Source organism: Sciscionella marina DSM 45152, assembly GCF_000379465.1.
In the GTDB taxonomy this organism is placed as follows: domain Bacteria; phylum Actinomycetota; class Actinomycetes; order Mycobacteriales; family Pseudonocardiaceae; genus Sciscionella; species Sciscionella marina.
Window position 1 is genome coordinate 28,311 of record NZ_KB905458.1, and the last position, 26,545, is coordinate 54,855.

Genomic DNA, 26,545 nt, shown 5'->3' on the forward strand with positions numbered 1-26,545 from the left:
CACGGCGAACCTGCGGCAGGATGGAAGGGTGGACAATACCAACACTCCCGGTGATCCGAACCGCCCGCGCGCGGGGTGGAATGCCGGCGCACGTCCACGCAAGGCGGCACGGCGCCAGGAACGGCGAGGTCAGGGCGATCCGACCCGGCGAACCCCGCCACCCGAGCAGCCCACCCAGCGCAGGCAGCCACCGCCCCGGCCTTCGGGCCACGAGCACGCCCCGCGCAACCAGCCACCGCCGTGGTCGCAGGAACGCACCCAGCGAACCCCGCCCCCGCGCCAAGAACACCCGCGTCAGGAACACCCCCGCCAGGAACACCCTCGTCAGGATCCGCGGCAGGAGCACCCGACCGAGCACGTCGACCGCGAGGAACCGCGGCGCGGCGCGGCCTCGGACGGACCGGCCCCGCCGGACAAGATCAGCGTCGCGCGGGTCGCCGCCTGGCGGGCGCGCCAGGGTGTGCACCTGTTCAAGAAGGCGACCGAGGCCGATGGGGCGGGCGAGTCCGGACTCTCCCAGCTGACCTACGCGTACATGTTCTCCTACGGGTCCACCGCTGCGCTCTCGGTCGCGCTGGCGAACACCCTGTTCTTCGCCGCGGCCAACGCGGAGAGCAAGACGAAGGTCTTCCTCTACCTGCTCATCACCATCGCCCCGTTCGCGCTCGTCGCCCCGGTGATCGGCCCGCTGCTGGACCGGATCCGCAGGGGCAGGCGGATCGCGATGGCCGCTTCCTGTGCGGGACAGGCGATCTGCGCGGTGATCATCGCGCTGAACTACAACTCCTGGGTGCTCTATCCGGCCGCGCTCGCCTTCATGGTGCTGGACAAGTCGTTCACCGTGCTCAAGGCCGCCGTGACGCCACGGGTGCTGCCGTCCTCGAGCACCCTGGTGACCACGAACGCGCGGCTGACCACCTTCGGGCTGATCGCCAGCGGCGCCTTCGGCGCGGTCGCCGCCGGGCTGGCCTACATCTCCAGTTCGCAGGGCGCGCTGGTGTTCTGCGCGCTGATCGCGGTGGCCGACGCGGTGCTGTGCATGCGCATCCCGTCCTGGGTGGAGGACACCAAGGACGAGGTGCCTGCCTCACTCACCGCGACCATGGAGATCCCGCGGGACGTCGGAACCGGCAAGCGCAAGGGCCGCAAGCCGCGCCAGTCGATGGGCCGCAACGTGGTGCTCGCGTTGTGGGCGAACGCCACGATCAAACTGCTCACCGGGTTCATGGTGCTGTTCGGCGCGTTCGTGGTGAAGGCCGAGACGGTCGGTTCACCGTTCCAGCAGATGCTGCTGCTCGCCCTGGTCGCCGGTTCCGCGGGAGCCGGTTCCTTCGTGGGCAACGCCATCGGCGCGCGCATCCCGTTGCGCAAACCCGATCAGATCCTGGTCGTCGGCGTCTGCGCCTCGCTCGCCGCGACCGTGGTGGCCGCGCTGCTCGCCGGGGTGTTCACCGCGGCCATCGTGGGGCTCATCGGTGGCGCCGCGAGCGCGATGGTCAAGATCTGCCTCGATTCGGTGATCCAGAGCGATCTTCCGGAGCGTTCCCGGGCCTCCGCCTTCGGCCGCTCGGAGACCGTGGTGCAGCTGGCCTGGGTGATCGGCGGCGCGATCGGGGTACTGCTGCCCGCGAAGTTCTGGCTCGGGTTCACGGTGATCTCGGTGCTGCTCGCGATCGGGCTCGCCCAGGTGCTGCTGACCCGCCAAGGCCGCAGTCTCATTCCCGGAGTCGGTGGGGACCGCCCGGTCCGCCCGGAAAAGGTGGACGATTCGCCCCTGCCGAAGCGGCAGCGCACACCGACGCGGACCATGCCGACCGAGCGGTTGTAGCCTCGGGCCCGTGCGCCGATACCTCCTGCCCGTCATCCTCGGTTCCCTGCTGCTGCTCACCGCCTGCTCTGCGCCGAAGCCGGGCGTGAGCGCGTTCACCGACGGGGACTCGGTGCGCATGGAGCCGCTGCAGTACTGCGATGTGCAGGGCACCAAATGCACACAGGACGGCAGCGCCGTGGGCAGGCTCGAGGCGGTGCCCGGGAAACCGGTGCAGATCTCGGTGGACGGGGAGATCTCCGACGCGCCGTGGCGGGTGGAGTACCGGATGCTCGACGATGCGGGCAACCTCTCCGCCGCGTGCTCTCCGCTGTACCTGCCCGGACAGCAGTTCAGCTACACCGTGCGGCCACCGCAGGGCCAGCGGCTGCAGCTGATCAATGTCTACCAGCTGGGTGGCCGGGTCACCGTGGGCCCGGGCGGCGTCGAATTCGGGGTACGCGGCACCTGGACCGCGCTGACCGCTCCCGGCGCGCAGCTGCCGAAACCCGGCGAAGCGCTGTGCCCCAACGCAAGTTCGTGAGCGGCGTAGCAGACGCATTTTCACCACCCACGCTACCGGCGCCGCCGCTACCCACCAAGCAATCCGACCCGAGACACCCTGCTACGGGTCGAGGTCCTTGGCGACGGCGCGCAGCACATCGGCGATGCGCGTGGTGTGTTTGCGGTCCGGGTAGCGGCCCTTGCGCAGCTCCGGCTGCACCCGCGCCTCGAGCAGCTTGATCATGTCGTCGATCATGCCGTGCAGTTCCTCGGCGGGGCGCCTGCGCGCCTCGGCGACCGAGGGCGGCGGATCGAGCAGCCGGATGGAAAGCGCTTGCGGCCCCCGGCGCCCATCGGCGACCCCGAACTCGATGCGCTGGCCGGTCTTCAGCGTGGCAACCCCGGCGGGAAGCGCGGATTTGCGGATGTAGACATCCTCGCCACCCTCCGCGGTGACGAATCCGAAGCCCTTCTCCGAATCGAACCACTTGACCTTGCCGCTCGGCACAGCCCTCACCTATCTCGTCGACCCCTCGGCGGACCTCCCGCCGACACTGATTACGCGCCCCGCCGAGTCCCTGTGGCGCTCGACGAAGGCGCGTAAGCTACAACACTACCTGCAGGCTTCTGCGGGGCAACACTCTAGGCTGGTCCCATGCGCGAACGCGAGGGAAAATCCCCACTCATCAACACCGGGCTCGTGATCTTCGCTCTCGGGCTCCTCGCGGTGGTCGTCGTGTTCTCCATGTTCGCCTCCGGCATGAGCAACCTGCCGCTGTGGCTGATGATCTGCGCGGGCCTGCTCACCCCGGTGGGACTGGTGATCGGACTGGTCGGGCTGGTGCGCCAGCACAAGAGGTTCGCGCACACCTCGACCGAATAGCCGTCATCCTTCCGGCGGCGTAGCCGCCCACTCGGCCCGCACCGCCGACCACACCCGTCGAGCGAACAACTCAGCCGTTGCGCATGGCTTCCTGGTACTTGGGGAAGAGATAGTCCAGATAGGCCTTGAACACCTCGGACGTGCCCGAGGCCGAATTCGGCAGGTCCGCCTGGGACAACTGCCACAGCAGCTCGCCACCGGTCCGTCCCGCGTCGATATTGGTGGTGTCGGTCGCCCAGTCGAAGAAGTTCTGCCGCTGCTCGGCCTTGCCGGGACCGGCGAGCGGACCCGATGCGGAGAGGCTGTCCAGGAAGGCCGGGCGGTTGCGCACCACGAAGCGGTATATGTCGGTGAGCGTGTAGAACCGTTGCTCGGCCGCGTTCGGCAGTTCACCACGCTGCTTGGCGAGCTTGTCCCCGTATTCGGTCGAGGCCTGCTCGGCGGTGCTCCACGCTTTGTCATGCGCCGAACGCGCGTCCAGTTCCCCGCTGCCCACCCCGGTGATGAACCGCGCCCACAGTGGCACGCCGGGATTGCCCCCGGTGTTCTCGCTGCGCCCGGTCGCGATGCCGAGGCCGCGTTCGACTCCCTCGAGGATGCCCGCGTCGGTCAGCGAGACCCAGGTCCCGCGCGCGCCCGCGCCGTGGTTGCGGAAGGCCATGATGATGCCCTCGATATTGCGCCACTGCTTCGCATCGTGTCCCGGCATCGCCTCGGCGGCCGGGCCCGCCTCCATGGCGCGCACGAAGTCCAATCGGTCCGGCATGCTCATCCGGTCGATCGTCGCGATATCGCAGTCGAGGGTGCGGGCACAGCTCTCCGGGCCCGGCGCGCTCTCGGCCGCGGCCAGTGCGGGGAACGCGGAGACGAGCAGACCGAGCACCCCGGGCAGGACGACCAACCGCAGACGGCGCATGATTCCTCCAACAACGTTGTTGACGAGCGGTCAACAAGCCAACGAAGCAGTATGACGAGTGGTTACGCGCGTTCACCCGCGAACCAGGCGGGGAACTCGGTGAGTGAGTCGAGCACGACCGACGCCCCGGCGGCGTACAGGTCCTCCGCCGAGCACGGACCGGTGGCCACCCCGACGCCAGTGACCCCGGCAGCGGCGGCGCCGTGCATATCGCCGATGTGGTCGCCGACGTAAAGCTCGGCGCCGAACTCTTCGATGGCCAGCCCCTTGCCGTCGCCGAACACATCACCGACGACCGCGTCCACCGGCCAGCCGAGCGCGGTGATGTGCAGTTTCGCGTTAGCGGTGGCTTTCCCGGTCACCACGATCACCCGGCCACCCGCGGAGCGCACCGTCTCGATCGCCGCAGCCGCACCCGGCATCGGCTGCGCCTGGGGCACGATCGCCGGATAGCGCTGCCGGTACCGCCCGGCGATCAGGGCGATCTCCTCCTCGGTGAACCCCGCACCGGCGAGCCGGGTCTCGAGCGGCGGGCCGAGCGCGGCGGCCATATCCGCCCCGTCGACACCGAGCCCGGTCTCCGCGGCGATCTCGTCGATCAGCGCGGCGATCGGCACCCGCGCATCGATCAGCGTCATGTCCAGGTCGAATCCCACATTGCGCGGCACAACCGCACCCTATCGGTTGACATAATCGGTTCACTTGTCGATTTTGTTGACATATATTGGCTTGCTGTCAAGATAAGTGCATGTCCAGTTTCACCGAACGGACCCGGCTCTCGCTGCGCGAGGAACTGCTCGAGGCAGCGACCCGGTTGCTTCCCGAACAGGGCTTCGCCCGGCTGCGAATGGCCGATGTGGCGAACGTCGTCGGGGTCTCCAGGCAGACGGTCTACAACGAGTTCGGGAACAAGGAGGCGCTCGTGGCCGCGGCCGCGCTGCGCACCGAGTCCGGGCTGCTCGCCGAGGTCGACGAGCGGGCGCGGGCGAAGGGCACGGCACTCGATGGCCTACGGGACAGCCTCGAGTGGACCATCGAGCACGCGCGGGAGAACCCGCTCGTCGCGGCGGCACTCGGCGCGGGCGCGGCGGCGGACCTGTTGCCGTTCCTGACCGGAGCCAAGAGCGAGCCACTGCTGCATTCGGCGGCCGCGGTGTTCGCGAACTTCTTCGCCGAGGAGACCTCGCTCCCCATGGAAAAAGGCAGAATTCTCGCCGAACAATTGTTCCGGCTGGCCGTCAGCCATATCGCGATGCCGACCGCGACACCCGAGGAAGCGGCCAGGAATATCACGGAATTGGTATCCCCTCATTTGGTATCCGCATCCGAAGAAAGGTAATGATCATGACACCCGCAGACAACGAGGTCCGCGACGGTTTCCACTCCCTGCGCGAGGGCGGCCTAAACTGGGACTCGTTCCCACTCCGCCTTTTCGTCAAGGGCAACAAAAAGTTCTGGAACCCCACCGATATCGACTTCACCCAGGACGCCGAGGACTGGGCCGGGCTCACCGAACACCAACGGGAAAGCGCAACGCTGCTGTGCGCCCAGTTCATCGCGGGCGAGGAGGCGGTGACCGAGGACATCCAGCCGTTCATGAAGGCCATGGCGAAAACCGGGCGGCTCGGTGACGAAATGTATCTGAGCCAGTTCTGTTTCGAAGAGGCGAAACACTGCCAGGTTTTCCGGCTCTGGCTGGACGCGGTCGGTGTCTACCAGGACATCACGCACTGGGTCGCGGACAATCCGCACTACCGGAAACTGTTCTACGACGAGCTGCCGAATTCGCTCCGGATCCTGGAAGAGGACCCGTCGCCGGTCAACCAGATCCGCGCCTCGGTGACCTACAACCACGTCGTCGAAGGCTGCCTCGCACTGACCGGGTACTACGCCTGGCAGCGCGCCTGCACCGAGCAGCACATTCTGCCCGGAATGCAGGAGCTGGTGAAACGCATCGGCGACGATGAGCGGCGGCACATGGCCTGGGGCACCTTCACCTGCCGTCGCCATGTCGCGGCGGACGACGCGAACTGGCAGGTCGTGCAGGACCGGATGGGCGAACTCGTGCCCGTCGCCCTCGAAATGATCAACTGGGACATGAACCGCTTCGACGAGCCGCCGTTCGGTGTCTCCCCCGAGGAAATGGCGAACTACGCCAGCGATCGGGCGGGCCGGCGGCTCGGCGCGATCGAGTCGGCACGCGGGGTTCCCGTCGAGCAGATCGATCTCGACTACTCACCGGAACGCCTCGAGGATACCTTCGGCGCGGAGGACGAGCAGGCACTCGCCACGACGGGTTAGGGCGTGCCCGATGGTCCACTGCCGTCGCGAGCGGGAGTCAGCGTGGCCGTGTCCTACGGGACACCCGCGCCCGAGATCGACAAGGCAGCGGAAGGAGAGCGGGTTTCTCTGGCGACTGACGACAAGGCACGCCGCGCTGGCACGCGGCGGGCACACCGCCGACGTCGCAGCAGGCTACGGGATCATCAGGCGCGCCATTCGTCACCTTGCGGTGACACCGGAACAGCCAGGCGCTACCCTCCAGGCCTACGCGGAATCTGGAATGACTCCGAACACTGAGTGGGACTAGAGAACGGAGGCGGCCGGCGTGGTGTCGTTGACGGCTCTCCTGCCAAGGCTGTCGAAGGCACGTGGCGCGGCCGCACTGCTCGGACCGGCGTTCGTCGCCGCCATCGCCTATGTCGATCCGGGCAATGTCGCGACCAACACGCAGGCCGGGGCCGAATACGGCTACCTGCTGGTCTGGGTGGTCGTCGCGGCGAACCTGATGGCCTGCATCGTGCAGTACCTCTCCGCCAAACTCGGTCTGGTCACCGGCCAGTCGCTGCCCGAGGCGGTCGGCGAACGGCTGGCCAAACGGTCCCGGATCGCGTTCTGGCTGCAGGCCGAGGTCGTGGCGATGGCCACCGATCTGGCCGAAGTGCTCGGCGGGGCGATCGCGCTCAACCTGCTGTTCGGGCTTCCGGTGCTGCTCGGCGGCGTGATCACCGGAGTGATCTCCACGGTCCTGCTCGCCGTGCAGAACCGGTCCGGCCAGCGCCGCTTCGAATACGTGATCACCGCGCTGCTGCTGGTGATCGTCGTCGGATTCCTCGCCGGACTGTTCGTCGCCCCGCCGAGTGGCGCAGAAACCCTGAACGGGCTGGTTCCCCGGTTCGGTGACCTGAACAGCGTGGTGCTCGCCGCCGGGATCCTCGGCGCGACCGTGATGCCGCACGCGGTGTATCTGCATTCCGCGCTCGCCAGGGACCGGCACGGCAAGCAGAGCCCCGAGCGGTTGCCGGACATGCTGCGCACCACGCGCACCGACGTCGGCGCGGCGATGATCCTGGCCGGGGCGGTGAACATCGGCATGCTGCTGCTCGCCGCCGCCGCGCTCGGCGGGCGCAGTGGAGTGGACAGCATCGAGGGCGTGTACGGCGCACTCAACGGGACCCTCGGCGGCGGGATCGGGTTGCTGTTCGCGCTCGGGCTGCTCGCCGCGGGATTCGCCTCGACCTCGGTCGGCTGCTACGCGGGTTCGGTGGTCATGCAGGGCTTGCTGCGCATGCGGATCCGGCTGCTCCTGCGCCGGACCCTCACCCTGATCCCGGCCCTGGTGTTCCTCGCCGCGGGCGCGGACCCGACGAAATCGCTGGTGATCTCCCAGGTGGTGCTCTCCTTCGGGCTTCCTTTCGCGCTCATCCCGCTGGTCTGGTTCACCTCCCGGCGCTCGGTCATGGGCGATTCGGTGAACCGGCGCCCGACCACGGTGATCGCCTGGCTGGTCACGGCGGTGATCGTGGCGCTGAACATCGCGCTGATCGTGCTCACCCTGACCGGCACGGCCTGACCGCTTTTCCGGCGGCGCGGCGGGACGATCCTCAGTTCTTCTTTCTCGCGCGAAAGGCTGCCGCTTTGACCCGGTTCTGACAGGCCGTCGAGCAGAACCGGCGGGTCCCGTTGCGCGAGGTGTCCACGAACACCCGGTCACAGGCGGATGCCGTGCACACCCCGAGCCGGTCGTACACCGGGTTGCCGAGTATCACCGCGAGCGAGGTGGCCATGGGCGCCGCCCAGCTGCGCGCCCACTCCGCGTCCACGGCGTGGAAGTGCAGATGCCACGGTTCCTTGTCGTGCCTGGCCAGCACCGGAGCGGCCCCGGTCTCGGTGAGCAGCTCGTTGACCACCCCACAGGCATCGTCGATCCGTCCCTCGTCGATCGCGACGAAGACCGCACGCAGCCGCACCGCATAACCGCGCAGCCCCTCGATATTCATCTCCGCCGGGTTCGAGAGGCTCCCGTCCGTGCGTTTCACGAGCGCCTCCCACACCTGGTCGTCCACGTTCTCCGCGGTGTACTCCTTGCCCAGCGCCAGCCCGGGGGTCAGCAGATTGACGGCGGTGACCGTCCGAGCGACGGTATCACTCATATGACTGTCGAAATCCACTTGACCAGTCACCCTTCCGGTTCTAAAGTCACTGTCGTAAAGCTTAACAGCAGTGACGGGAGCGGTAATGCGTACGGAAACGGTATCCAGGCAGAAGGCGAGCGAATGGCTGCGGCGCTGGGACACGCAGCAGTCGAGCTTCTACACCGACCGCGAGGAGCGGTTCCGGGTGATGGGCGATGTGGTCGAGGCCGCGCTGGCCGAGGTCGACGAACCGGTGATCCTCGACCTCGGCTGCGGGCCCGGCTCGCTCGCGATCCGGTTGCGTGAACGGCTGCCGCGGGCACGCATCATCGGCATCGACTCGGACCCGCTACTGCTCGGCCTGGCTCGCGCGGCCTATCCGGAGGAAGCCGAGTGGGTGGACGCGGACCTCGCGGGCCCGGCGTGGCGCGCGCACGTGCCCGGGCAGGTGCACGCCGCGGTGTCCACGACCGCGCTGCACTGGCTGACCGCGGAAGGACTCGGCTCGCTCTACCGCGCGCTGAGTGAACTGCTCGTGCCGGGCGGCGTGTTCGTCAATGGCGACCACATGGGACTGGACGACGACGGACTCGACACCCTCGCCGACCGGGTACACGACCGCAGCCTCGATCGCGCCGGGGTGCGGGAGAACGAGGGCTGGCTGGACTGGTGGGACGCGGTGCTCGCCGATGACGACCTCGCCGATCTCGCGCGGGCACGGGCCGAGCGGGTCCCGACCCAGGCCGATGCGGACAGTGACCACAAGCGGCACCACGGCACCAACGGCTTCTCGGTCGGGGCGCACCAGCGGCTGCTCGTGCGCTCGGGATTCCGCGCGGCGCATCCAGTATGGCAGGTCGGCAACGACCACGTGCTCGTCGGCTCGCGCTGACCTTCCGGAACAGGCTGGACAAGGGGAACTCCGGGGGCTCCCCGATGCGGAACCGGTTCGGCGGGCGCATACTCGAGGATATGCGCCTGCTGTTGAACATCATCTGGTTCGTGCTCTGCGGGTTGTGGATGGCCATCGGGTACACCATCGCGGGGATCATCTGCTGCCTGCTGATCGTGACGATCCCGTTCGGCATCGCCTCGTTCCGCATCGCGGTATACGCGCTGTGGCCGTTCGGGCGGTCCATCGAGCACCGGCCGAGCGCGGGCCTCGGTTCGCTGCTCGGCAACGTCATCTGGCTGATCTTCGCCGGCTGGTGGCTCGCCCTCGCGCACATCGTGACCGGGATCGCGCAGTGCGTGACGATCATCGGCCTTCCACTGGGGATCGCGAATTTCAAGCTCATTCCGATCTCACTCACGCCGCTGGGTACCCGAATCGTGGACAGCGATGTTTACCTCCCGTCCCGGAGTTGAAAACCACTTGCCGAACACCGGCATACGCGGTTAACGTTGGCAGTACACGGGAAAGGAGGTGGTCCAGCGTTGAATAGCTATTGGACTCGTGAGGTGACTGTCCGCTAGTCGCCCTTTGACGCCTTTCGGTGTTTCTTCGACACCTTTCTTGGTGTTCCGGCGGTGGCCGGTGAATACCAGGCAGTTACCGGACCCAGGGCCCGTCGAACCTTGTCCAGTTCGACATAAAAGGGCCCTGGGTTTCTTATTTCGCGTGAGGGGATACCGTTTCCGTCATGACGACAGCGAACACTGGACAGCTCTGGCTACAGGCGGCCGAGGCCTTCGTGAAGGAAAGCAGCATCGGCGAGGTCTACTTCGACGGGCCCGACGTCTACGTCCGCACCACCATGCAATCCCCGCAGGACAACGGAAGCGGCCCGATCGAGCACCACATCGCGAGCTGCGAATCGACCGAGGACGCGGCCGCCATCGCCGAACGGCTGGTCTATGTGCTCGGCGCCCACTCCGGGCAGGCGGGACTCGTCGAACTCGACGAGGAAGGCGAATTCTCGCTTTCCCTGTTCTCCTGAATCGGCGAACCCGGGGTCCGCGTCACCGGGTCCCGGGCGCCTTCTTTTCTTCGAGAACCGAGTCGAATCCGCGCTCCAGACAATCGAATGCGAGATCGATCACTTTTACCTGGTCCGCACGAACCTGCCGCAGATCATCGCCGTTCATGATCCGGCGTTTCGCGGTATCGAAAACACTACCGAGCGCCGCCCCGATCAGCTCACCGAGCAATACCGCCTCGAATTCCGTCGCACATTCCGGGCGCAGCGCCTCGGTCAGCGCCGCCGCCGTCTCCGCGCGCTGCTCGATGGACCGGGCGAACAGCGCCGGAGTCTCGTGCACCAGTTTCCAGAAGGGCGCGACCGAGGCGATGGCCCCGGAAAGCGGATTCTTCTCGGCGAGCAGCCGGTGCTGATGGGCGCGCAGCGCCTCGAGCACCGATTCGCCCTCGGTACGCCCCGTGATCAGCGCGCAGATCTCGTGCCTGCCTTCCGCGGTCCGGTCCAGCAGCAGGTCCTCCTTGCATGGGAAGTAGTTGAACACGGTCATCTTCGAGACCTCGGCGGCCTCGGCCACCTCGGCGACGGTCACCGCATCGAACCCGCGCGCGAAGAACAGGCCCGTTGCCACTTCCGAAATGCGCCGCCGCGTCTGCCACTTTTTCCGCTCACGCAACCCCTGTCCGGCCATGCGCCGATAATAGACCACACACAAACTTTGACTCGGTACATGTTTATCGGCATACTCGCCGCATGGACTACGACGTGATCGTCGCCGGAGCGGGGCCGACCGGACTCATGCTCGCCGGGGAACTCGGAATGCGTGGCATCTCCACCCTCGTGCTCGAACGCGATACCGAGCCGGATCCGACCGTCAAGGCGGGCGCGATCAATGTGCCGACCATCGAAGCCTTGCGGCGCAGGGGATTCGAGGAACGGCTGCGGGAGTATCACGATCAGATGCTGAGCCGGATGCTGCCGATGTTCGCCCGCGAGGACGAGCCCGACCCCACCCTCGAAGACGTGCGCTCGTGGACGAAGACGATCGGCGGTCACTTCGGCGGACTGTTCGCCATCGATCCGAGCCAGGTCCCCGCCGACGACCGGTACGCCGATGTGCCGAGCGGTAAGGGTGGCTGGATGGTCACCCAGCAGCAGCTCGAGGCCGAACTCGCCGACTGGGTGACCGGGCTCGGCATCGAGGTGCGGCGCGGGAGCGAGCTCATCGGGTTCACCGAACAGGCCTCCGGCATCGAGGTCGGCTGCGCGAACGGCGACCGGATCGAAGCACGTTATCTGGTCGGGGCCGATGGTGGCCGCAGCCTGGTGCGCAAACTCGCCGGTTTCGAGTTCCCCGGAACCGAGCCGACGCTCACCGGGCACCAGGCCATCGTGGACATGGACCATCCGGAGCAGCTGCCGAAATCCTGGAACCGGATGGAACACGGCATGCTGGTACACGGTCCCGGCCCGGGACGCATTCTCACCGTGGAATTCGACGGCCCGCCCGCCGATCGGGACGCGCCGATCACCACGGCCGAACTACAGGAGAGTCTGCGCAGGGTCAGCGGAACCGATATCGTCATCACCGCGGTGCACAGCGCGACCCAGTTCACCGACAACGCACGCCAGGCCACGGATTATCGCAGGGGCAGGGTTTTCCTGGCCGGAGACGCGGCACATGTGCACTCCCCCTTCGGCGGCCAGGGACTCAACCTCGGGATCGGCGACGCGGTCAATCTCGGCTGGAAACTCGCCGCAGCACTGCACGGCACCGCACCGGAAGGCCTGCTGGAGAGCTACACGAGCGAACGCCATCCGGTCGGCGCCCGCATCCTGGAGATCACCCGCGCCCAGATCGCCATGATGCGTCCCGGCCCGCAAGTCTCGGCGCTGCGCGGATTGCTCACCGAGCTGATGTCCACAGTGGACGGAAACACCTACTTCGTGAACCTGATGTCCGGGCGCGCGCACCATTACGCACTGCCGGGCTCGCATCCACTCGTCGGCACCCAGCTGCCCGCCGCCCGGATCGAGGACGACATCACGCCGTTGCGCAGTGGCACGGGCTCCCTGTTCGGTGCCGAGGTACCGCACGGCTGGGCCGACCGAGTCACGCCTGCCCCCGCTGCGGCCGAACTGCCCGCCATGCTGGCGCGCCCGGACGGCTACGTCGCCTGGGCGGGCGAGGAACCGGACACGGAACTGGAAACCGCGCTGCGTGCCTGGTTCGGCGAACCTACTTCTCCTTGAGCCGCAACAGATCCGCGGCCCGCTCGCGCATCTCGACCTTGCGCACTTTTCCGGTGACGGTCATCGGGAACTCCTCGACGACGTGCACATAGCGCGGGATCTTGTAGTGCGCGAGCTTGCCCTGACAGAACGCGCGCAGTGTCTGCTCGGTCAGTGGTTCAGCGCCGTCGCGCATCCGCACCCAGGCCATCAGTTCCTCGCCGTACTTCTCGTCCGGGACCCCGATGACCTGCGCGTCGAGAATGTCCTCGTGGGTGTAGAGGAATTCCTCGATCTCGCGCGGATAGATGTTCTCCCCGCCCCGGATGACCATGTCCTTGATACGGCCGGTGATGGTCACATAACCGTTGTCGTCCAGCACCGCGAGATCCCCGGTGTGCATCCACCGCGCCGCATCGATGACCTCGGCCGTCTTGTCCGCCTGGTTCCAGTAGCCGAGCATCACCGAATAGCCGCGGGTGCACAGCTCGCCGGGTTCACCGCGCGGCACGGTCAACCCGGTCACCGGATCCACCACCTTGATCTCCAGGTGCGGGCCGACCCTGCCGACCGTGGAGACCCGCAGCTCGATCGAATCGTCCGCGCGGGTCTGGGTGGAAACCGGTGAGGTCTCGGTCATTCCGTAACAAATGGAGACCTCGGTCATGCCCATTTTGTCGATGACCTGTTTCATCACCTCGACCGGGCAAGGCGAGCCCGCCATGATCCCGGTGCGCAGACTGGAAAGGTCGTACTCGCCGAATTGTTCGCTCGCCAACTCCGCGATGAACATCGTCGGCACCCCGTAGAGCGAGGTGCACCGTTCCCCGGCGACCGCGCCCAAGGTGGGTTCCGGCTCGAAACCCGCGCCGGGCAACACCATCGCCGCACCATGGGAGGTCGCCGCGAGGTTGCCCATCACCATGCCGAAACAGTGATAGAACGGCACCGGAATACAGATCCGGTCCTGCTCGGTGTACCGGCACAGTTCGCCGACGAAGAACCCGTTGTTCAGGATATTGTGATGGGAAAGCGTCGCGCCCTTGGGAAATCCGGTCGTACCCGAGGTGTACTGGATGTTGATCGGATCGTCCGCGGAAAGTTCCGCCTCGATCTCGGTGAGCCGCGCGCGATCGCCGCCACGACCGGATTCGAGCAGCGCGTCGAACTGCTCGCCGAGCAGGATCACCTCGGCCAGGTCCGGGCAGTTCGGCCGCACCTGCTCGATCATGCCCGCGTAGTCCGAGGTCTTGAACGAACGCGCGGCGACGAGCGTGCGCACGCCGGCCTGATTGAGCACGTACTCCAGCTCGTGCACCCGATACGAGGGGTTGATGTTCACCAGGATCGCGCCGAGCCGCGCCGTCGCGTACTGGGTGAGTGTCCATTCCGGATGGTTGGGTGACCAGATGCCGACCCGATCCCCTTTGCGCACACCGGAATCCGCGAGGCCCAGCGCGAGCGCGTCCACATCGGCCAGGAATTCCGAATAACTCCACCGCCTGCCGCTCGGACAGTCCACGAGTGCATCCCGGTCCCCGAATCGCGCGACGGTCTGTGCGAGATTCGCGCCGATGGTGTCACCGAGCAGTGCAACATCGGAAATGCCGGACGCGTAACTGGTGCTCATCCCTGCTCCCTTGCAGTCACTCAGGTTGCTCGTAGGGTAACCGAACGATCAGGCACGGCCCACCGGCGAACAGCCCCGCATCGATCCCGAGCACCCGTGCCCCCGCGTAGAGGTCGGGCCCGTCGATCTCGGCGGGGGCGAGCCCGAGGTATTCGGCGATCACGCTGTGCCCGTGCACGATGCGCTCACCGCCGAGCAGATCGAGCAGCCCGCGCGCGATCTGGGCACCGCGCGGCCCGCGGAACGCCGAGCGGGTCGTCAGCCTGCGCCAGCACTCCCACCACGCCTCGATGTCCTCCCCGGCGAGCAGATCGTGCACCTGCCGGTTGATCTCGTCGATCGAGTCGCCCCAGCTGAGGTATTCGATCGTGTCCGAGTGCATGAGCAGGTGATCGTCCACAACGGCCAATGCGGGCAGCTCGCACAGCCAGCGGACGTGTTCCTCGGTGAGCCGCTCCTGATCGGCGTCCACCCCGCCGTTGAGCCGCCAGGACCGTTCGAAGCTGCGCGGCCCGAGACCCGCCTGGAGTTCCTCCCCGCCGAAGCGGTGCACGCCGAGCGCGAGGACCTCATGATTGCCGAGCAGGGCGCGCACACTGCCGCCGGCCTCCTCGGCCTCATCGGCGAGCCGCATCACATCGTCGACGACACCGACCCCGTCCGGTCCCCGGTCCAGGAAATCACCGAGAAACCACAGCCTGCTGGTGCCCGCGTCCCAGTGCTCACCCTCGTCGACGATGCCCTCGGCGCGGAGGGCGGCGAGCAACCCGTCGCGGTGTCCGTGGATATCACCGACGACGAAGGTGCCAGCATCTCCGTCCTGCATGACATACGACGATATGCGCACACCTGTCCGTCATGCCACCGAGGGCGGCGGGCTGAACGGATCATCGGTGTGTCCGACCAGGTCAGCCACCGAATCGAGGATTCGCGTCGGGCCATAGGGGTAACGGTCCACGGTCTCCATGTCCGAGATGCCGGACAGCACCAGCAGGGTCGGCATGCCCGCTTCCAGGCCCGAGCGCACATCCGTGTCGATGCGGTCACCGATCATCAGCGTGTTCTCCGAATGGGTACCGAGCGTGCGCAGCGCGAACCGCATCATCACCGGGTTCGGCTTGCCGACGTAGTACGGCTCACGCCCGGTCGCGCGGCTGATCATCGCCGCCACCGAGCCGGTCGCGGGCAGGATCCCGTCCCGCGAAGGGCCGATCTCGTCCGGATTGGTCGCGATGAACTTGGCACCCGCGTCGATCAGCCGGATCGCCTTGGTGAGCGCGGTGAAACTGTAGGTGCGGGTCTCCCCGAGCACCACATAGTCCGGGTCCGTATCGGTGAGCACATAGCCAGCCTCGTGCAGCGCCGTGGTCAGGCCCGCCTCGCCGATCACGTAGGCCGAGCCGTTCGGCCGCTGCGTCTCCAGGAACCGCGCACAGGCCAGCGCCGAGGTCCAGATCGCCGACTCCTCGACCTCGATCCCGCTGCGGGCCAGCCGGGCACGCAGATCACGGCGAGTGTAGATCGAGTTGTTCGTCAGCAGCAGGTACGGGACCCTGCGCTCGGTCAGCTCGGCGATGAACTCCACCGCGCCGGGGATCGCGTGCTCCTCGTGCACAAGAACGCCGTCCATGTCCATGAGGTAGTTCCAACGCTGCATGTACCGGGCCTTCCGACGCGATGGGCAGGACTGCACCGAGCCTATTACACGACAGTGCCGTTCAGCGTGCCGCGCGCTGCGGGTGCACCACGATCTCGGTCGCCTTGACCGCGAGCCAGAGCAGCCCGCCCGGCTGCAGGTCGAGATCGGCCAGCGCGGCCGGGGTGATGTCGGCGCGCAGTCCGTCCACCCAGCCGGGTCCCCCGTCGCTCGCCCGCAGGCGTAGCCGCACGAGGTCGCCGGCCCGCTCGACGTGCGCGAGTTCGGCGGGGACGACGTTGCGCGGACTGCCGTCGGGACGTTCGCGGAACGCGGCGACCGCGGAGGGCGCGAACACCGCGGCACCCGCCGCACCGATCCGTGCCTCGGCGGCCAGGATCCCGCTGAGCCCGTCGAGCCCGTGTTCGGTCACGGTCCCGGTGACCAGGTTGAGCCCGGCGATGCGCGCGGCGAACGGAGTACTGGGCGCGGAAAGCACCTCTCGCGCCGGCCCCTGCTCCACGATCCGCCCGCCGTCGAGCACGGCGACCCGGTCGGCGAGCACCAGCGCGTCCAGCGGGTCGTGGGTGACCAGGATGCTCGCGGTCTCCGGATGTTCGGCGAGCACCCGCCCGATGAGGGCGCGCACCCGCGGTGCGGAGTCCACGTCCAGTGCGGAGAAGGGTTCGTCGAGCAGCAGCAGTTCGGGCCGCGCGGCCAGTGCCCTGGCCAGTGCGACCCGCTGGGCCTGGCCACCCGAGATCGCGGCGGGCTTGCGCGCGGCGAACTCCCCGGCGTCCACTTCACCGAGCAGTTCGTGGGCGAGCGAATGCGCCTTTCCGCGTGGCATTCCCGCGGCGCGCGGTCCGAATGCGACATTGGCGAGCACGCTCAGATGCGGGAACAGCAACGGTTCCTGGCCGAGCACCCCGATCCGCCGCCGGTGCATCGCGAGCTCGGCGATATCGGTACCGCCGAGGCTGATCGCGGCGCGCTGTGGGCGGAGCTGTCCGGTGAGCGCACCGAGCAGGGTGGATTTGCCCGCACCGTTGGGTCCGAGCACCGCGAGCACTTCTCCCGCGGCGACGCGCAGCCGGACATCCAGGTGGAATTCCCCGCGCTGTACGGCGAGGTCGGCCGCGAGCTCACTCATGACAGTGCCTTCGGCCGGGTGATCACGATGACCACGATCGCCAGCAGCACCAGCAGGATCGACAGCGCCACCGCACCGTCCACATCGGTCTCGTTGGCCAGGTAGATCTGCAGCGGGAGGGTCCGGGTGACGCCCTGCAGGCTGCCCGCGAAGGTGATGGTGGCGCCGAATTCGCCGAGCGCGCGGGCGAAGCACAGCACCACCGAGGACCCGATCGCGGGCACCAGCAGCGGAAGCGTGACCCTGCGGAACACCGTCCACGGCCCCGCACCGAGGGTCCCGGCGACCAGCTCATAACGCTGCCCGTTGCCCCGGATCGCGCCTTCCAGGCCGACCACGAGGAACGGCATCGCCACGAAGGTCTGCGCGAGGACGACGGCCACGGGGGTGAACGGGACGCTCACCCCGAAACCGAAGTCGATCGCTTGGCCGAGAAATCCGCCCCGGCCAAGGGAATACAGCAGGGCGAGCCCGCCGACCACGGGCGGAAGCACCAGCGGGAGCAGCACCAGTGAACGCACGAACCGCAGCCCGGGAAACCGTCCCCTGGCGAGCACGAACGCCAGCGGTACCCCGAACACCACGCACAGCACCGTCGAGGCCACCGCGGTGCGCAGGGACAGCTCGAGCGCGTCCAGCGCCGAGGCACTGGTGATCAGTTCACCGAAGCGGCTCAGGTCCGAGCGTGCGAGCAACCCGACGAGCGGGAGCACGATGAGGGCGAGGGCGAGGACCGCCGGAACGAGCAGCAGTCGCGGGTAGGGCTTGATCGAGCGCGGCTCAGCCGACCGCAAAGCCCGCATCGGTCAACCGTTTCTTCCCCTCGGCGGCGGTGAGCATGTCCACGAACTGCTTGGCGAGCTGCTCCTGCTTGGTCCCCTTCACGATGGCGACCGGGTAGGAGTTCACCGCGGCCTTGTTCTCCGGGAAGGTCACCCCGGAGACCTTCGGCCCCGCGGTCTTCACATCGCTGACGTACACCAGTCCGGCGTCCGCATCGGTCGAGCGCACCTTGGCGAGCACCGATTTCACGTTCTGCTCCTCGCTTTTCGGGTGCAGCGTGATCCCGCTCGCCTGCTCGACCTTCTTGGTGGCCGCGCCGCACGGCACCGGTGGCGCACAGACCACGGTGTGCACATCCGGGCGGGCCAGATCGGCGAAGGACTTGATGTGCTTCGGGTTTCCCTTCGGCACGGCGATCTCCAGGGTGTTGCTCGCGAACTTCTTCGGCGCGTCCTGGTTGTCGCCCGCCTTGACGAGCTTGTCCATGTTCTTCTGGTCCGCGGAGGCGAACACGTCGACCTTGGCGCCGTTGGTGATCTGCTGCACCAGCGTCGAGGATCCGTCGTAGTTCAGCTTCACCTGCACGCCGGGATGCGCGTGCTCGAAGTCGGTCTTGAGCTTGTCGAAGGCCTCGGTCAGTGAGGCGGCCGCGGACACGGTCAGGGTTTGTTTGCCCCCGGAAGCGTTCTGTCCACCCCCACCGGATCCGCACGCGGTCAGTGCCAGCCCCAGCAGGGCCGCCATCGCGATCACCGGTTTCCTCATGCCTGTTCTCCAGCCGTTTCGACGATCACCTGAGTTGCCTTCACCACGGCGGTGGCGAGCACGCCCGGCCGCAGATCCAGTTCCCGCACCGCTTCCGAACTCATCAGCGAGACGATGCGATGCCGCCCGCACTGCATTTCCACCTGGGCCATGACCCCGTCGGCCTGGATCTCGGTGACGAGGCCGACGAACCGGTTCCGCGCCGAGCGCACCACTGAAGTCGGGTCCGCGATATCGCGTGCCTGAACCTTGGCGAATCCGGCCAGCTCCGCCCCGTCGATCACCTTGCGCCCCGCCGGATCGGTCTGCGCCCGCAGATGCTCCGCGTCGATCCAGCGACGCACCGTGTCATCGCTGCAACCGAGCAGCCGGGCCGCTTCGGAAATCCTGTACTGCGGCATGATCGACACAGTAGTATCCGCAGACACGGAAATACATAGCGAGCAGCGTCGCGCATGCGCTTTCCCACATCCTTGGCGGTGATCGCACGCTGCGTACGCTGGAACCATGACGTCGGTGAGTCTTGGCATCCCCGTGGTACCGGGTTCGGCACAGTCGGAATCCGGTGGCCCGAGGCCGAACACTCCCGAGCTGGTGGACCAGTTCGGGAGGGTCGCGACGGACCTGCGCGTTTCGCTCACCGACCGGTGCAATTTGCGCTGTACCTACTGCATGCCCGCCGAAGGCCTGGACTGGACACCCAAGCCGGAGCTGCTCGACACCGGGGAACTGATTCGGCTGCTGCGCATCGCGGTGACCGAGCTCGGTATCACCGATATCCGGTTCACCGGTGGAGAACCCTTGCTGCGTAAGGACATCGAGGAAGTGATCGCGGCGACCGCGGCGCTGCCGAACCCCCCGCGCACCTCGATCACGAGCAACGGAATCGGGCTCGCGCGCCGGGCCGCGAAACTGGCCGCGGCCGGTCTGGACCGGGTGAACATCTCCCTGGACTCGCTCGATCCCGAGACCTTCGCCCGGATCACCCGCCGCGACCGGCTCCGCCACGTCCTGGACGGGCTCGCCGCCTCGGCAGCGGCCGGACTGCTGCCGGTCAAGGTGAACACCGTGCTGCTGCGCGGAATCAACGACCACGAGGCCCCCGCCCTGCTGCGGTTCTGCCTCGAGCACGGCTACCGGCTGCGGTTCATCGAGCAGATGCCACTCGATCCACAGCACGGCTGGAGCCGCGGCGATATGGTCACCGCGAGTGAGATCCTGGACCGGCTCGGTGCCGAATTCTCCCTCACCGCGGCCGACCGGCAGCGTGGGAGCGCACCGGCGGAGCGCTGGCTCGTGAACGACGGCCCCGGTGAGGTCGGAGTGATCGCCTCGGTCACCCGCCCGTTCTGCGCCGGCTGCGACCGGACCCGGCTCACCGCGGACGGTCAGATGCGCACCTGCCTGTTCGCCGCGGGCGAGACCGATCTGCGCGGGCTGCTGCGCGGCGGGGCGAGCGACGAAGAGATAGCCGAACGCTGGCGGCTCGCCATGTGGGGCAAACTCGCAGGGCATGAAATCAACTCTGCGGGGTTCGCGCAGCCGCTGCGGCCGATGAGCTCGATCGGCGGCTGAGACAGAATCAGTACACGGGAGTGTCTTGTGGCGGACGTGACAGTGCGGTATTACGCGGGCGCGCGCGCGGCCGCAGGCGTAGAGACAGATGTCATCCACGGGGTTCGGACGGTCGAGGATGCGCTGCGCCGCGTCCGGGAACTGCGAACCGGCATCGATCGCTTACTGCCCGCGTGCAGCCTGCTCCTCAACGGAGTAGCCGTACGTGATCAGCAATCCACCCTCGGTGAGAATTTCCTTTCGGGCGAACGGGGTGCTCAAGTACTACTCGACGTTCTCCCCCCGTTTGCCGGCGGTTGACCGGACGTTCGAACCCTACCTCGGACGTTGTTTTGACGTGAGCCAGGTCTCACCGACCGTCAAATATCTCGAACAGGCAACGGCCCGGTAACGGTGCTCTGACCTGCACGGAAGTCAAGGTCGACAGCAGAAATCATTTGTTACTGTGACGACCGTCACATGCCGAAAGATTTCCGATCTGGCCGAACCTTCCGTACGGTCGCTTCTGGCTGGCCCCGAACCAGCCAGGAAGTACCTGGGTGTTCACGCGCCGAGCCCTGTCCAATGGGCACCCAGGACCCGACCCCGAGCGAAAGACCTACTTCCGGACAGGGAATGGGGAAACACCACCGGGACATCCCGAAATGTCCTAAGGGTGAGGCCGGGCCGAAAACCCGGTCACTCGACACCGGCGGCCTCGTGCGGCCGGAGATCGAAGATCATCCCGGTGCGAAACCGTAGGCGCGGTAGCGATGAGAGGCTCATGTCTTCTTACCGTGGTAAGCACCGCAAACACTCCGCCATCGTGAAGAACGTCGCGAAGGTCGGGATCGCCGCAGCCATCGTCGGTGTCCCCGCCGTTATCGCGGCCCCGTCCGCTGGCGCCACCAACTGGGACGCCGTCGCACAGTGCGAGAGCGGCGGCAACTGGAGCACCAACACCGGCAACGGTTTCTCCGGTGGTCTGCAGTTCACCCCCAGCACCTGGAAGGCCAACGGCGGCAGCGGTAGCCCGCAGAGCGCTTCGCGCTCCGAGCAGATCCGTGTTGCCGAGCGCGTGAAGTCCTCGCAGGGCATGGGTGCCTGGCCGAACTGTGGCAGCAAGGGCGCCGGCGGCTCGACCAAGAACGTCAGTGACAGCTCCTCCTCGAGCAGCAAGAAGAGCTACAGCAGCTCCAGCTACTCCAAGAAGAAGAGCTACAGCAGCAGCTCCTCGAGCAGCAGCTCTAGCAGCAGCAAGAAGAGCTACTCGGTCAAGAGCGGCCACGGCAACTACACCGTTGTCACGGGCGACACGCTCGGCAAGATCGCGCAGTCTCAGGGCATCCAGGGCGGCTGGTCGAAGCTGTACCAGCTGAACAAGGACACCCTGCACAGCGCCAACATGATCTTCCCGGGCCAGAAGCTCGAGACCAAGTAAGCAGGCTCTAGCCGACCGCCCACGCCCGCGTGGGTGCGCCGACTAGCCCACAACGAAGCCCCCTGCCGCATCTACCCCTCCCCAGCGGCCGGGGGCTTCGTTGTGTCCTGGCACATAACGGTAAGGTTGCGCCCATGTCGAATCCGCTTGGTGAGGTCAGGACACTGGCCGGCTGGGGCAGAACGGCACCCAGCACCGCGACCGTCGTCAGCACCACGGATCTCGATGTGCTCGCTCGCGCGGTACGCGAGGCGGGACCGCGCGGGATCATCGCGCGTGGCCTGGGCCGCAGCTACGGCGATCCGGCGCAGAACGCGGGCGGCACGGTCATCGACATGACCCCGCTGCGGCGCATCCACGACATCGATCCGGACAGCGCGATCGTGGACCTGGACGCCGGGGTGAGCCTGGACGAACTGATGCGGGCCGCGCTCCCCTACGGCCTGTGGGTGCCGGTGCTGCCGGGGACCCGGCAGGTGACTATCGGCGGCGCGATCGCCAACGACATCCACGGCAAGAACCACCACACCGCGGGCAGCTTCGGCAACCACGTGGTGTCCATGGACCTGCTCACCGCCGACGGCCAGGTGCGCACGATCACCCCGGACGGCCCCGAATCCGAGCTGTTCTGGGCCACCGTGGCCGGGATCGGGCTCACCGGCATCATCCTGCGCGCGAAGATCCGGATGACCAGGACCGAGACCGCGTACTTCGTGGTGGACAACGACCGCACCGAGAACCTGGACGAAACCCTGGAGCTGATCAGCAACGGCTCCGAGGACGACTACGGCTACACCTCGGCCTGGTTCGACACCATCTCCAAGGGCGCGAAGCTGGGCCGCGGCGCCTTCGGCCGTGGCTCGCTGGCCAAGGTGGACGAGCTGCCGCAGAAACTGCGCGCGGAACCGCTGAAGTTCGACGCGCCGCAACTGCTCACCGTCCCGGACATCTTTCCGAACGGCCTGATGAACAAGCTCTCGCTGTCCGCGATCGGCGAGTTCTACTACCGCACCACGCCGGAGCAGGGGCGCGGCGCGATCCAGAACATCACGAGCTTTTACCACATGCTCGACCTGGTCGGCGAGTGGAACCGGGGCTACGGCAACCGCGGTTTCCTGCAGTACCAGTTCAGTACGCCGCTGAACGCGCACGAGGACTTCCGCCGGATCATCCAGAAGGTCGCGAACTCCGGGCACTACTCCGCGCTGAACGTCTTCAAGACGATGGGCGCGAGCAACCGGGCACCGCTGTCCTACCCGCACCCCGGCTGGCTGATCTGTCTCGACTTCCCGATCAAGAAGGGCCTTTCCCGGCTGTGCCGGGAGCTGGACGAGGAAGTGCTGGCCGCGGGCGGCAGGCTCTACACCGCGAAGGACTCCCGCACCGATCCGGAGACCTTCCACAAGATGTATCCGCGGATCGAGGAATGGCGCAAGGTGCGCGATACGGTCGACCCGGAGGGTGTCTTCCACTCCGATATGGCGCGCAGGCTGCAACTGGTCGGCTGATCGCGGCGATGAGTTCCGGCGAGTGAGCCGGTCTGCCCGGTGTACCCACCGAGGAAAAGGGGACACCATGGCCAGGCTGATCTACTGCTCCTTCGCCTCGCTGGACGGCTACATCGCCGACGAGAACGGCGACTTCGGCTGGGCGGTGCCCGACGCGCAGGTGCACGCCTTCGCCAATGAGCTGCAACGCGGCGCGGGCACCCACCTGTACGGCAGGCGGCTGTACGAGGCGATGACGGCGTGGGAAACCGACCCGAGCCTCGCCGGGCAATCATCCGAGGCGCACGATTTCGCCCAGGACTGGCAGGCCGCGGACAAGATCGTCTACTCCAGGACCCTGGGATCGCCGGTCACCGCGCGGACCCGGATCGAGCGGGAGTTCACCGCGGAACCGGTCCGCGAGCTGAAGGCGACCTCCGGGCGGGATCTGATCATCGGCGGCGCCGAACTGGCCGCGCACGCCCTGCACGCCGGACTGGTGGACGAATGCCAGGTGTTCGTCTGCCCCATGGTGGTCGGCGCCGGAAAACGCTACCTGCCCGCGCGGCTGCGCACCCGGCTGGAATTGCTCGAGCAGCGCTGCTTCGGCAACGGCATGGTCTACCTGCGCTACCGGGTCACGGGCAGTTGACCCATTCGCTGGTGCCGTCGGTGAACTGCTGGTGTTTCCAGACCGGCAGCCTGCGCTTGACCTCGTCCACCAGTTCGGCGCAGATGCCGAAGGCCTGGGCGCGGTGTTCGGCGGCCACGGCGACCGCGAGCGCGGTGTCCCCGATCCGCAGCGCGCCGATCCGGTGGCTCACCGCGATCGCGCGAACCCCCTCGGCGCGTTCGGCGATCTCCGTTACGACCTCGGCGAGCACGGTGCCCGCACTCGGGTGCCCCTCGTAATCCAGCGCGGTGACTCCGCGGCCACCGTCGTGATCACGCACCGCCCCGTCGAAGGTCACCACCGCACCGGCCCCGGAATCGGCGACGAGTGCCGCGTGTTCGGCGACCGAGAGGGACTCGTCGGCCACGCGGGCGCGGAGCACGGCTGCGCTCATCCGTGATCCCCCCCGGCGAGCTGGTCGATGGCGTGTTCGAGCACGTCCGCGAGCACACCGAGCCCGTCCCGCACCCCGCCGGTGGATCCGGGTAGGTTCACCACGAGGGTCCGGCCCGCGACCCCGGCGACACCCCGGGACAGCACCGCGGTCGGCACCTGGGGAAGACCGGCGTTGCGGATCGCGTCGGCCAGTCCCGGTATCTCGAAGTCGAGCTCGCGCGCGGTCAGTTCGGCGGTGCGGTCGGTCGGCGAGATCCCGGTCCCGCCGCTGGTGAGCAGCACATCGGGCGCCTGGCCGAGCGCGGAACGCAGTGCCGCGGCGAAGGGTTCGCCATCGGCGACGACCACCGGATCCGGCACGGTGAACCCGCGGCCGGCCAGCCACTCCGCGATCAGCGGCCCGGTGCGGTCCGGGTAGACACCGTTCGCCGCCCTGGTGGAGGAGATCAGCACCGAAGCCTTCATGGCCGCACCCACATGCCGGTCTTGCCGCCCTCCTTGCGCAGCACCCGGACGCCGTCGAGCACCGCGGCCGGATCGACCGCCTTGACCATGTCGTGCAGCGCGAGGCCCGCGACGGTCACCGCGGTCAGCGCCTCCATCTCCACCCCGGTGCGGTCCGCGGTCTTCACCTCGGCGGTCAGCTCGATCGTCTCGGTACCCAGTTCCAGGGTGACCTGCGCACCGGTGATCGCGATCGGGTGGCACAGCGGGATCAGATCCGGGGTGCGCTTGGCGCCCATGATCCCGGCGATCCGCGCGGTGGCGAGCGCGTCGGATTTGGGCAGTGCATCGTCGCGCAGCAGGTCGACGACCTCCGCCGTGGTGCGCATGGTGGCCGCCGCGATGGCGCGGCGCGCGCTCGCCTGCTTCGCGGAGACGTCCACCATGTGCGCGGCGCCCTCGTCGTCCAGATGGGTCAGCTCGTCCACGGTTCGAGTCTAAGCCGAGGGTTTGTGCTGCGCGGCCTTGCGTACCGAGTCCGCGACCGCCTTGGAGACGGCGTGGTCGAACACGCTCGGGATGATGAACGAGGGGTTCAGCCGCTCCCCGTCGACCACATCGGCGAGCGCATCGGCCGCGGCGAGCAGCACATCGTCGGTGATGTCCGTGGCCTGCGCGTCGAGCAGTCCGCGGAACACCCCGGGGAAGGCGAGCACGTTGTTGATCTGGTTCGGGAAATCGGAGCGGCCGGTGGCCACCACCGCGGCGTGTTTCTGCGCCTCGATCGGGTCGACCTCGGGATCCGGGTTGGCCAGGCCGAACACGATCGCGTCCTCGGCCATGGTCGCGACCTGCTCGGCACCGAACAGGTTCGGCGCGGAGACCCCGATGAACACGTCCGCGCCCACCAGCGCCTCGTGCAGTCCGCCGGTGAATCCCGCGGAGTTGGTGTGCTCGGCGATCCAGGCCAGGTTCTCGTCCAGCTCGCCGCGCTCCGGGTACACCGCCCCGTCCACATCGATCGCGATGATGTCCTTGGGCTGCTTCTGCAGCAGCAGCCGGATGATCGCCGAACCGGCCGCGCCGACCCCGCACACCACGATCTTGCACTGCTCGATCGGCTTGTTCACCACGCGCAGCGCGTTGCGCAGGGCGCCGACCACCACGATCGCGGTGCCGTGCTGATCGTCGTGGAACACCGGAATGTCGAGTTTGTCCCGCAGCCTGCGCTCGATCTCGAAGCACCGGGGTGCGGCGATGTCCTCGAGGTTGATCCCGCCGTAGACCGGGGCGAGCAGCTCGCAGGTGCGGATGATCTCCTCGGTGTCCTGGGTGTCCAGGCAGACCGGCCAGGCGTCCACATCGGCGAACCGCTTGAACAGGGCGGCCTTGCCCTCCATCACCGGGAGCGCGGCGGCGGGGCCGATGTTGCCGAGACCGAGCACCGCGGAACCGTCGGTGACCACGGCGACCGTGTTGCGCTTGATGGTCAGCCTGCGCGCGTCCTCGGGGTTCTCCGCGATGTCCGTACACACCCGGGCCACGCCGGGGGTGTAGGCGCGGGAGAGATCATCACGGTTGCGCAGCTGCACCTTCGAGGAGATCTCGATCTTGCCGCCGATGTGGATCAGGAACGTGCGGTCCGAGACCTTGCGCACCCGCACCCCGGGAAGCGTGCCGATGGCGTCGGTGATGTCCTGCGCGTGCTCGGTCGACATCGCATCGCAGGTGATGTCGATGACCGTCATTTCCGGGTGCGAGTCGACGACGTCGAACGCCGTGATCACCCCACCTACCTGGCCCACCGCCGTCGTGAGGTCACCAGCGGCCCGCGCGGTCGGCGGGATCTCGGCGCGGACGGTGATGGCATAACCAGGGCCAGGTGCCGGCATTGCGTTCCCCTAAAT

29 protein-coding genes and 1 pseudogene are annotated in these 26,545 nt (G+C 67.5%); 15 read left to right on the forward strand and 15 right to left on the reverse strand.

Features of this window, described 5'->3' with window-relative positions:
* Positions 1 to 28 precede the first annotated feature (28 nt).
* Entirely contained in the window at positions 29 to 1,828 is a 1,800-nt protein-coding gene (locus tag A37U_RS0139240; protein ID WP_020502123.1) for an MFS transporter, read from the forward strand.
* A gap of 10 nt (positions 1,829 to 1,838) precedes the next feature.
* The gene (locus A37U_RS47640) at positions 1,839 to 2,351 is read left to right on the forward strand and encodes a DUF2771 family protein (protein ID WP_020502124.1); all 513 of its coding nucleotides are present in this window, start codon (positions 1,839 to 1,841) and stop codon (positions 2,349 to 2,351) included.
* Between the two features lie 81 nt (positions 2,352 to 2,432).
* On the opposite strand, the gene A37U_RS0139250 is transcribed toward A37U_RS47640, so the two are convergent.
* On the reverse strand, positions 2,433 to 2,819 hold the full coding sequence (locus tag A37U_RS0139250) for a cold-shock protein (protein ID WP_020502125.1): 387 nt from the start codon (positions 2,817 to 2,819) through the stop codon (positions 2,433 to 2,435).
* A gap of 147 nt (positions 2,820 to 2,966) precedes the next feature.
* Between A37U_RS0139250 and A37U_RS0139255 the strand changes: the two genes are divergently transcribed.
* Positions 2,967 to 3,194 (forward strand): hypothetical protein, encoded by a 228-nt coding sequence (locus A37U_RS0139255; RefSeq protein ID WP_020502126.1) that lies wholly within the window; start codon positions 2,967 to 2,969, stop codon positions 3,192 to 3,194.
* A gap of 70 nt (positions 3,195 to 3,264) precedes the next feature.
* Here the strand turns inward: A37U_RS0139255 and A37U_RS47645 are convergent, their stop codons facing one another.
* Together A37U_RS47645 and A37U_RS0139265 are read right to left on the reverse strand one after the other, a co-directional pair.
* A complete protein-coding gene (locus A37U_RS47645) occupies positions 3,265 to 4,110 on the reverse strand; it encodes a hypothetical protein (RefSeq protein ID WP_020502127.1) in 846 nt (281 codons plus the stop codon).
* 62 nt (positions 4,111 to 4,172) lie between these two features.
* Positions 4,173 to 4,778 carry an HAD family hydrolase gene (locus A37U_RS0139265; protein ID WP_020502128.1) on the reverse strand — a complete coding sequence of 202 codons (606 nt, stop codon included), beginning with the start codon at positions 4,776 to 4,778 and terminating at the stop codon, positions 4,173 to 4,175.
* Positions 4,779 to 4,858: 80 nt separating this feature from the next.
* Between A37U_RS0139265 and A37U_RS0139270 the strand changes: the two genes are divergently transcribed.
* The 3 genes from A37U_RS0139270 (at position 4,859) to A37U_RS0139280 (ending at position 7,963) form a co-directional block, all read left to right on the forward strand.
* On the forward strand, positions 4,859 to 5,449 hold the full coding sequence (locus A37U_RS0139270; protein WP_020502129.1) for a TetR/AcrR family transcriptional regulator: 591 nt from the start codon (positions 4,859 to 4,861) through the stop codon (positions 5,447 to 5,449).
* A 5-nt stretch (positions 5,450 to 5,454) separates the two neighbouring features.
* Positions 5,455 to 6,411: a R2-like ligand-binding oxidase gene (locus A37U_RS0139275; protein WP_026198085.1), complete on the forward strand. Its 957-nt coding sequence runs from the start codon at positions 5,455 to 5,457 to the stop codon at positions 6,409 to 6,411.
* Between the two features lie 307 nt (positions 6,412 to 6,718).
* Positions 6,719 to 7,963, forward strand: a complete 1,245-nt coding sequence (locus A37U_RS0139280) for an Nramp family divalent metal transporter (RefSeq protein ID WP_020502131.1) — start codon at positions 6,719 to 6,721, stop codon at positions 7,961 to 7,963.
* 31 nt (positions 7,964 to 7,994) lie between these two features.
* On the opposite strand, the gene A37U_RS0139285 is transcribed toward A37U_RS0139280, so the two are convergent.
* Positions 7,995 to 8,543 (reverse strand): CGNR zinc finger domain-containing protein, encoded by a 549-nt coding sequence (locus tag A37U_RS0139285; RefSeq protein ID WP_020502132.1) that lies wholly within the window; start codon positions 8,541 to 8,543, stop codon positions 7,995 to 7,997.
* 85 nt (positions 8,544 to 8,628) lie between these two features.
* Between A37U_RS0139285 and A37U_RS0139290 the strand changes: the two genes are divergently transcribed.
* The 3 genes from A37U_RS0139290 (at position 8,629) to A37U_RS0139300 (ending at position 10,465) form a co-directional block, all read left to right on the forward strand.
* Complete coding sequence (locus A37U_RS0139290; RefSeq protein WP_020502133.1) at positions 8,629 to 9,417, forward strand: class I SAM-dependent methyltransferase; 789 nt, start codon at positions 8,629 to 8,631, stop codon at positions 9,415 to 9,417.
* A gap of 80 nt (positions 9,418 to 9,497) precedes the next feature.
* On the forward strand, positions 9,498 to 9,893 hold the full coding sequence (locus tag A37U_RS0139295) for a YccF domain-containing protein (protein ID WP_026198088.1): 396 nt from the start codon (positions 9,498 to 9,500) through the stop codon (positions 9,891 to 9,893).
* Positions 9,894 to 10,168: 275 nt separating this feature from the next.
* The gene (locus A37U_RS0139300; protein ID WP_020502135.1) at positions 10,169 to 10,465 is read left to right on the forward strand and encodes a hypothetical protein; all 297 of its coding nucleotides are present in this window, start codon (positions 10,169 to 10,171) and stop codon (positions 10,463 to 10,465) included.
* 22 nt (positions 10,466 to 10,487) lie between these two features.
* Here A37U_RS0139300 and A37U_RS47650 read toward each other — a convergent pair whose 3' ends face one another.
* Complete coding sequence (locus A37U_RS47650) at positions 10,488 to 11,135, reverse strand: TetR/AcrR family transcriptional regulator (protein WP_020502136.1); 648 nt, start codon at positions 11,133 to 11,135, stop codon at positions 10,488 to 10,490.
* A gap of 62 nt (positions 11,136 to 11,197) precedes the next feature.
* On the opposite strand from A37U_RS47650, the gene A37U_RS0139310 reads away from it, so the two are divergent.
* The gene (locus A37U_RS0139310) at positions 11,198 to 12,697 is read left to right on the forward strand and encodes an FAD-dependent monooxygenase (RefSeq protein ID WP_020502137.1); all 1,500 of its coding nucleotides are present in this window, start codon (positions 11,198 to 11,200) and stop codon (positions 12,695 to 12,697) included.
* On the opposite strand, the gene A37U_RS0139315 is transcribed toward A37U_RS0139310, so the two are convergent.
* The 7 genes from A37U_RS0139315 to A37U_RS0139345 form a co-directional block, all read right to left on the reverse strand.
* Complete coding sequence (locus tag A37U_RS0139315) at positions 12,684 to 14,306, reverse strand: AMP-binding protein (protein ID WP_020502138.1); 1,623 nt, start codon at positions 14,304 to 14,306, stop codon at positions 12,684 to 12,686. The genes A37U_RS0139310 and A37U_RS0139315 overlap by 14 nt on opposite strands.
* 16 nt (positions 14,307 to 14,322) lie before the next feature.
* Positions 14,323 to 15,132 carry a metallophosphoesterase gene (locus tag A37U_RS0139320; RefSeq protein WP_020502139.1) on the reverse strand — a complete coding sequence of 270 codons (810 nt, stop codon included), beginning with the start codon at positions 15,130 to 15,132 and terminating at the stop codon, positions 14,323 to 14,325.
* A gap of 30 nt (positions 15,133 to 15,162) precedes the next feature.
* Positions 15,163 to 15,963: an HAD-IIA family hydrolase gene (locus A37U_RS0139325; protein ID WP_020502140.1), complete on the reverse strand. Its 801-nt coding sequence runs from the start codon at positions 15,961 to 15,963 to the stop codon at positions 15,163 to 15,165.
* Between the two features lie 61 nt (positions 15,964 to 16,024).
* Positions 16,025 to 17,095 (reverse strand): sulfate/molybdate ABC transporter ATP-binding protein, encoded by a 1,071-nt coding sequence (locus tag A37U_RS0139330; protein ID WP_020502141.1) that lies wholly within the window; start codon positions 17,093 to 17,095, stop codon positions 16,025 to 16,027.
* Positions 17,092 to 17,898 carry an ABC transporter permease gene (locus A37U_RS0139335; protein ID WP_051111848.1) on the reverse strand — a complete coding sequence of 269 codons (807 nt, stop codon included), beginning with the start codon at positions 17,896 to 17,898 and terminating at the stop codon, positions 17,092 to 17,094. Before A37U_RS0139335 ends, A37U_RS0139330 begins: the two co-directional genes overlap by 4 nt.
* Complete coding sequence (modA, locus tag A37U_RS0139340; RefSeq protein WP_020502143.1) at positions 17,876 to 18,643, reverse strand: molybdate ABC transporter substrate-binding protein; 768 nt, start codon at positions 18,641 to 18,643, stop codon at positions 17,876 to 17,878. The genes A37U_RS0139335 and modA overlap by 23 nt, the downstream gene beginning before the upstream one ends.
* A complete protein-coding gene (locus tag A37U_RS0139345) occupies positions 18,640 to 19,044 on the reverse strand; it encodes a TOBE domain-containing protein (RefSeq protein ID WP_026198090.1) in 405 nt (134 codons plus the stop codon). The genes modA and A37U_RS0139345 overlap by 4 nt, the downstream gene beginning before the upstream one ends.
* Positions 19,045 to 19,150: 106 nt before the next feature.
* Between A37U_RS0139345 and moaA the strand changes: the two genes are divergently transcribed.
* The 5 genes from moaA (at position 19,151) to A37U_RS0139370 (ending at position 23,777) form a co-directional block, all read left to right on the forward strand.
* On the forward strand, positions 19,151 to 20,218 hold the full coding sequence (gene moaA, locus A37U_RS0139350) for a GTP 3',8-cyclase MoaA (RefSeq protein WP_026198091.1): 1,068 nt from the start codon (positions 19,151 to 19,153) through the stop codon (positions 20,216 to 20,218).
* A 27-nt stretch (positions 20,219 to 20,245) separates the two neighbouring features.
* Positions 20,246 to 20,518, forward strand: coding sequence for a hypothetical protein (locus A37U_RS50775; protein ID WP_083934243.1), 273 nt, complete (start codon positions 20,246 to 20,248; stop codon positions 20,516 to 20,518).
* Positions 20,519 to 20,981: 463 nt separating this feature from the next.
* Entirely contained in the window at positions 20,982 to 21,638 is a 657-nt protein-coding gene (locus A37U_RS0139360) for a LysM peptidoglycan-binding domain-containing protein (protein ID WP_020502147.1), read from the forward strand.
* Positions 21,639 to 21,772: 134 nt separating this feature from the next.
* On the forward strand, positions 21,773 to 23,146 hold the full coding sequence (locus A37U_RS0139365; protein ID WP_020502148.1) for a decaprenylphosphoryl-beta-D-ribose oxidase: 1,374 nt from the start codon (positions 21,773 to 21,775) through the stop codon (positions 23,144 to 23,146).
* A 67-nt stretch (positions 23,147 to 23,213) separates the two neighbouring features.
* Complete coding sequence (locus tag A37U_RS0139370; protein WP_020502149.1) at positions 23,214 to 23,777, forward strand: dihydrofolate reductase family protein; 564 nt, start codon at positions 23,214 to 23,216, stop codon at positions 23,775 to 23,777.
* Here the strand turns inward: A37U_RS0139370 and A37U_RS54570 are convergent.
* The 3 genes and pseudogenes from A37U_RS54570 to A37U_RS0139390 all read right to left on the reverse strand — a co-directional run bounded on the left by A37U_RS54570 (position 23,764) and on the right by A37U_RS0139390 (position 26,530).
* Positions 23,764 to 24,659, reverse strand: a pseudogene (locus tag A37U_RS54570) (molybdenum cofactor biosynthesis protein MoaE). The gene A37U_RS0139370 and the pseudogene A37U_RS54570 overlap by 14 nt on opposite strands.
* Complete coding sequence (moaC, locus tag A37U_RS0139385; protein WP_020502152.1) at positions 24,656 to 25,126, reverse strand: cyclic pyranopterin monophosphate synthase MoaC; 471 nt, start codon at positions 25,124 to 25,126, stop codon at positions 24,656 to 24,658. Before moaC ends, A37U_RS54570 begins: the two are co-directional and overlap by 4 nt.
* A gap of 9 nt (positions 25,127 to 25,135) precedes the next feature.
* Positions 25,136 to 26,530 (reverse strand): NAD-dependent malic enzyme, encoded by a 1,395-nt coding sequence (locus tag A37U_RS0139390; RefSeq protein WP_020502153.1) that lies wholly within the window; start codon positions 26,528 to 26,530, stop codon positions 25,136 to 25,138.
* Positions 26,531 to 26,545 lie beyond the last annotated feature (15 nt).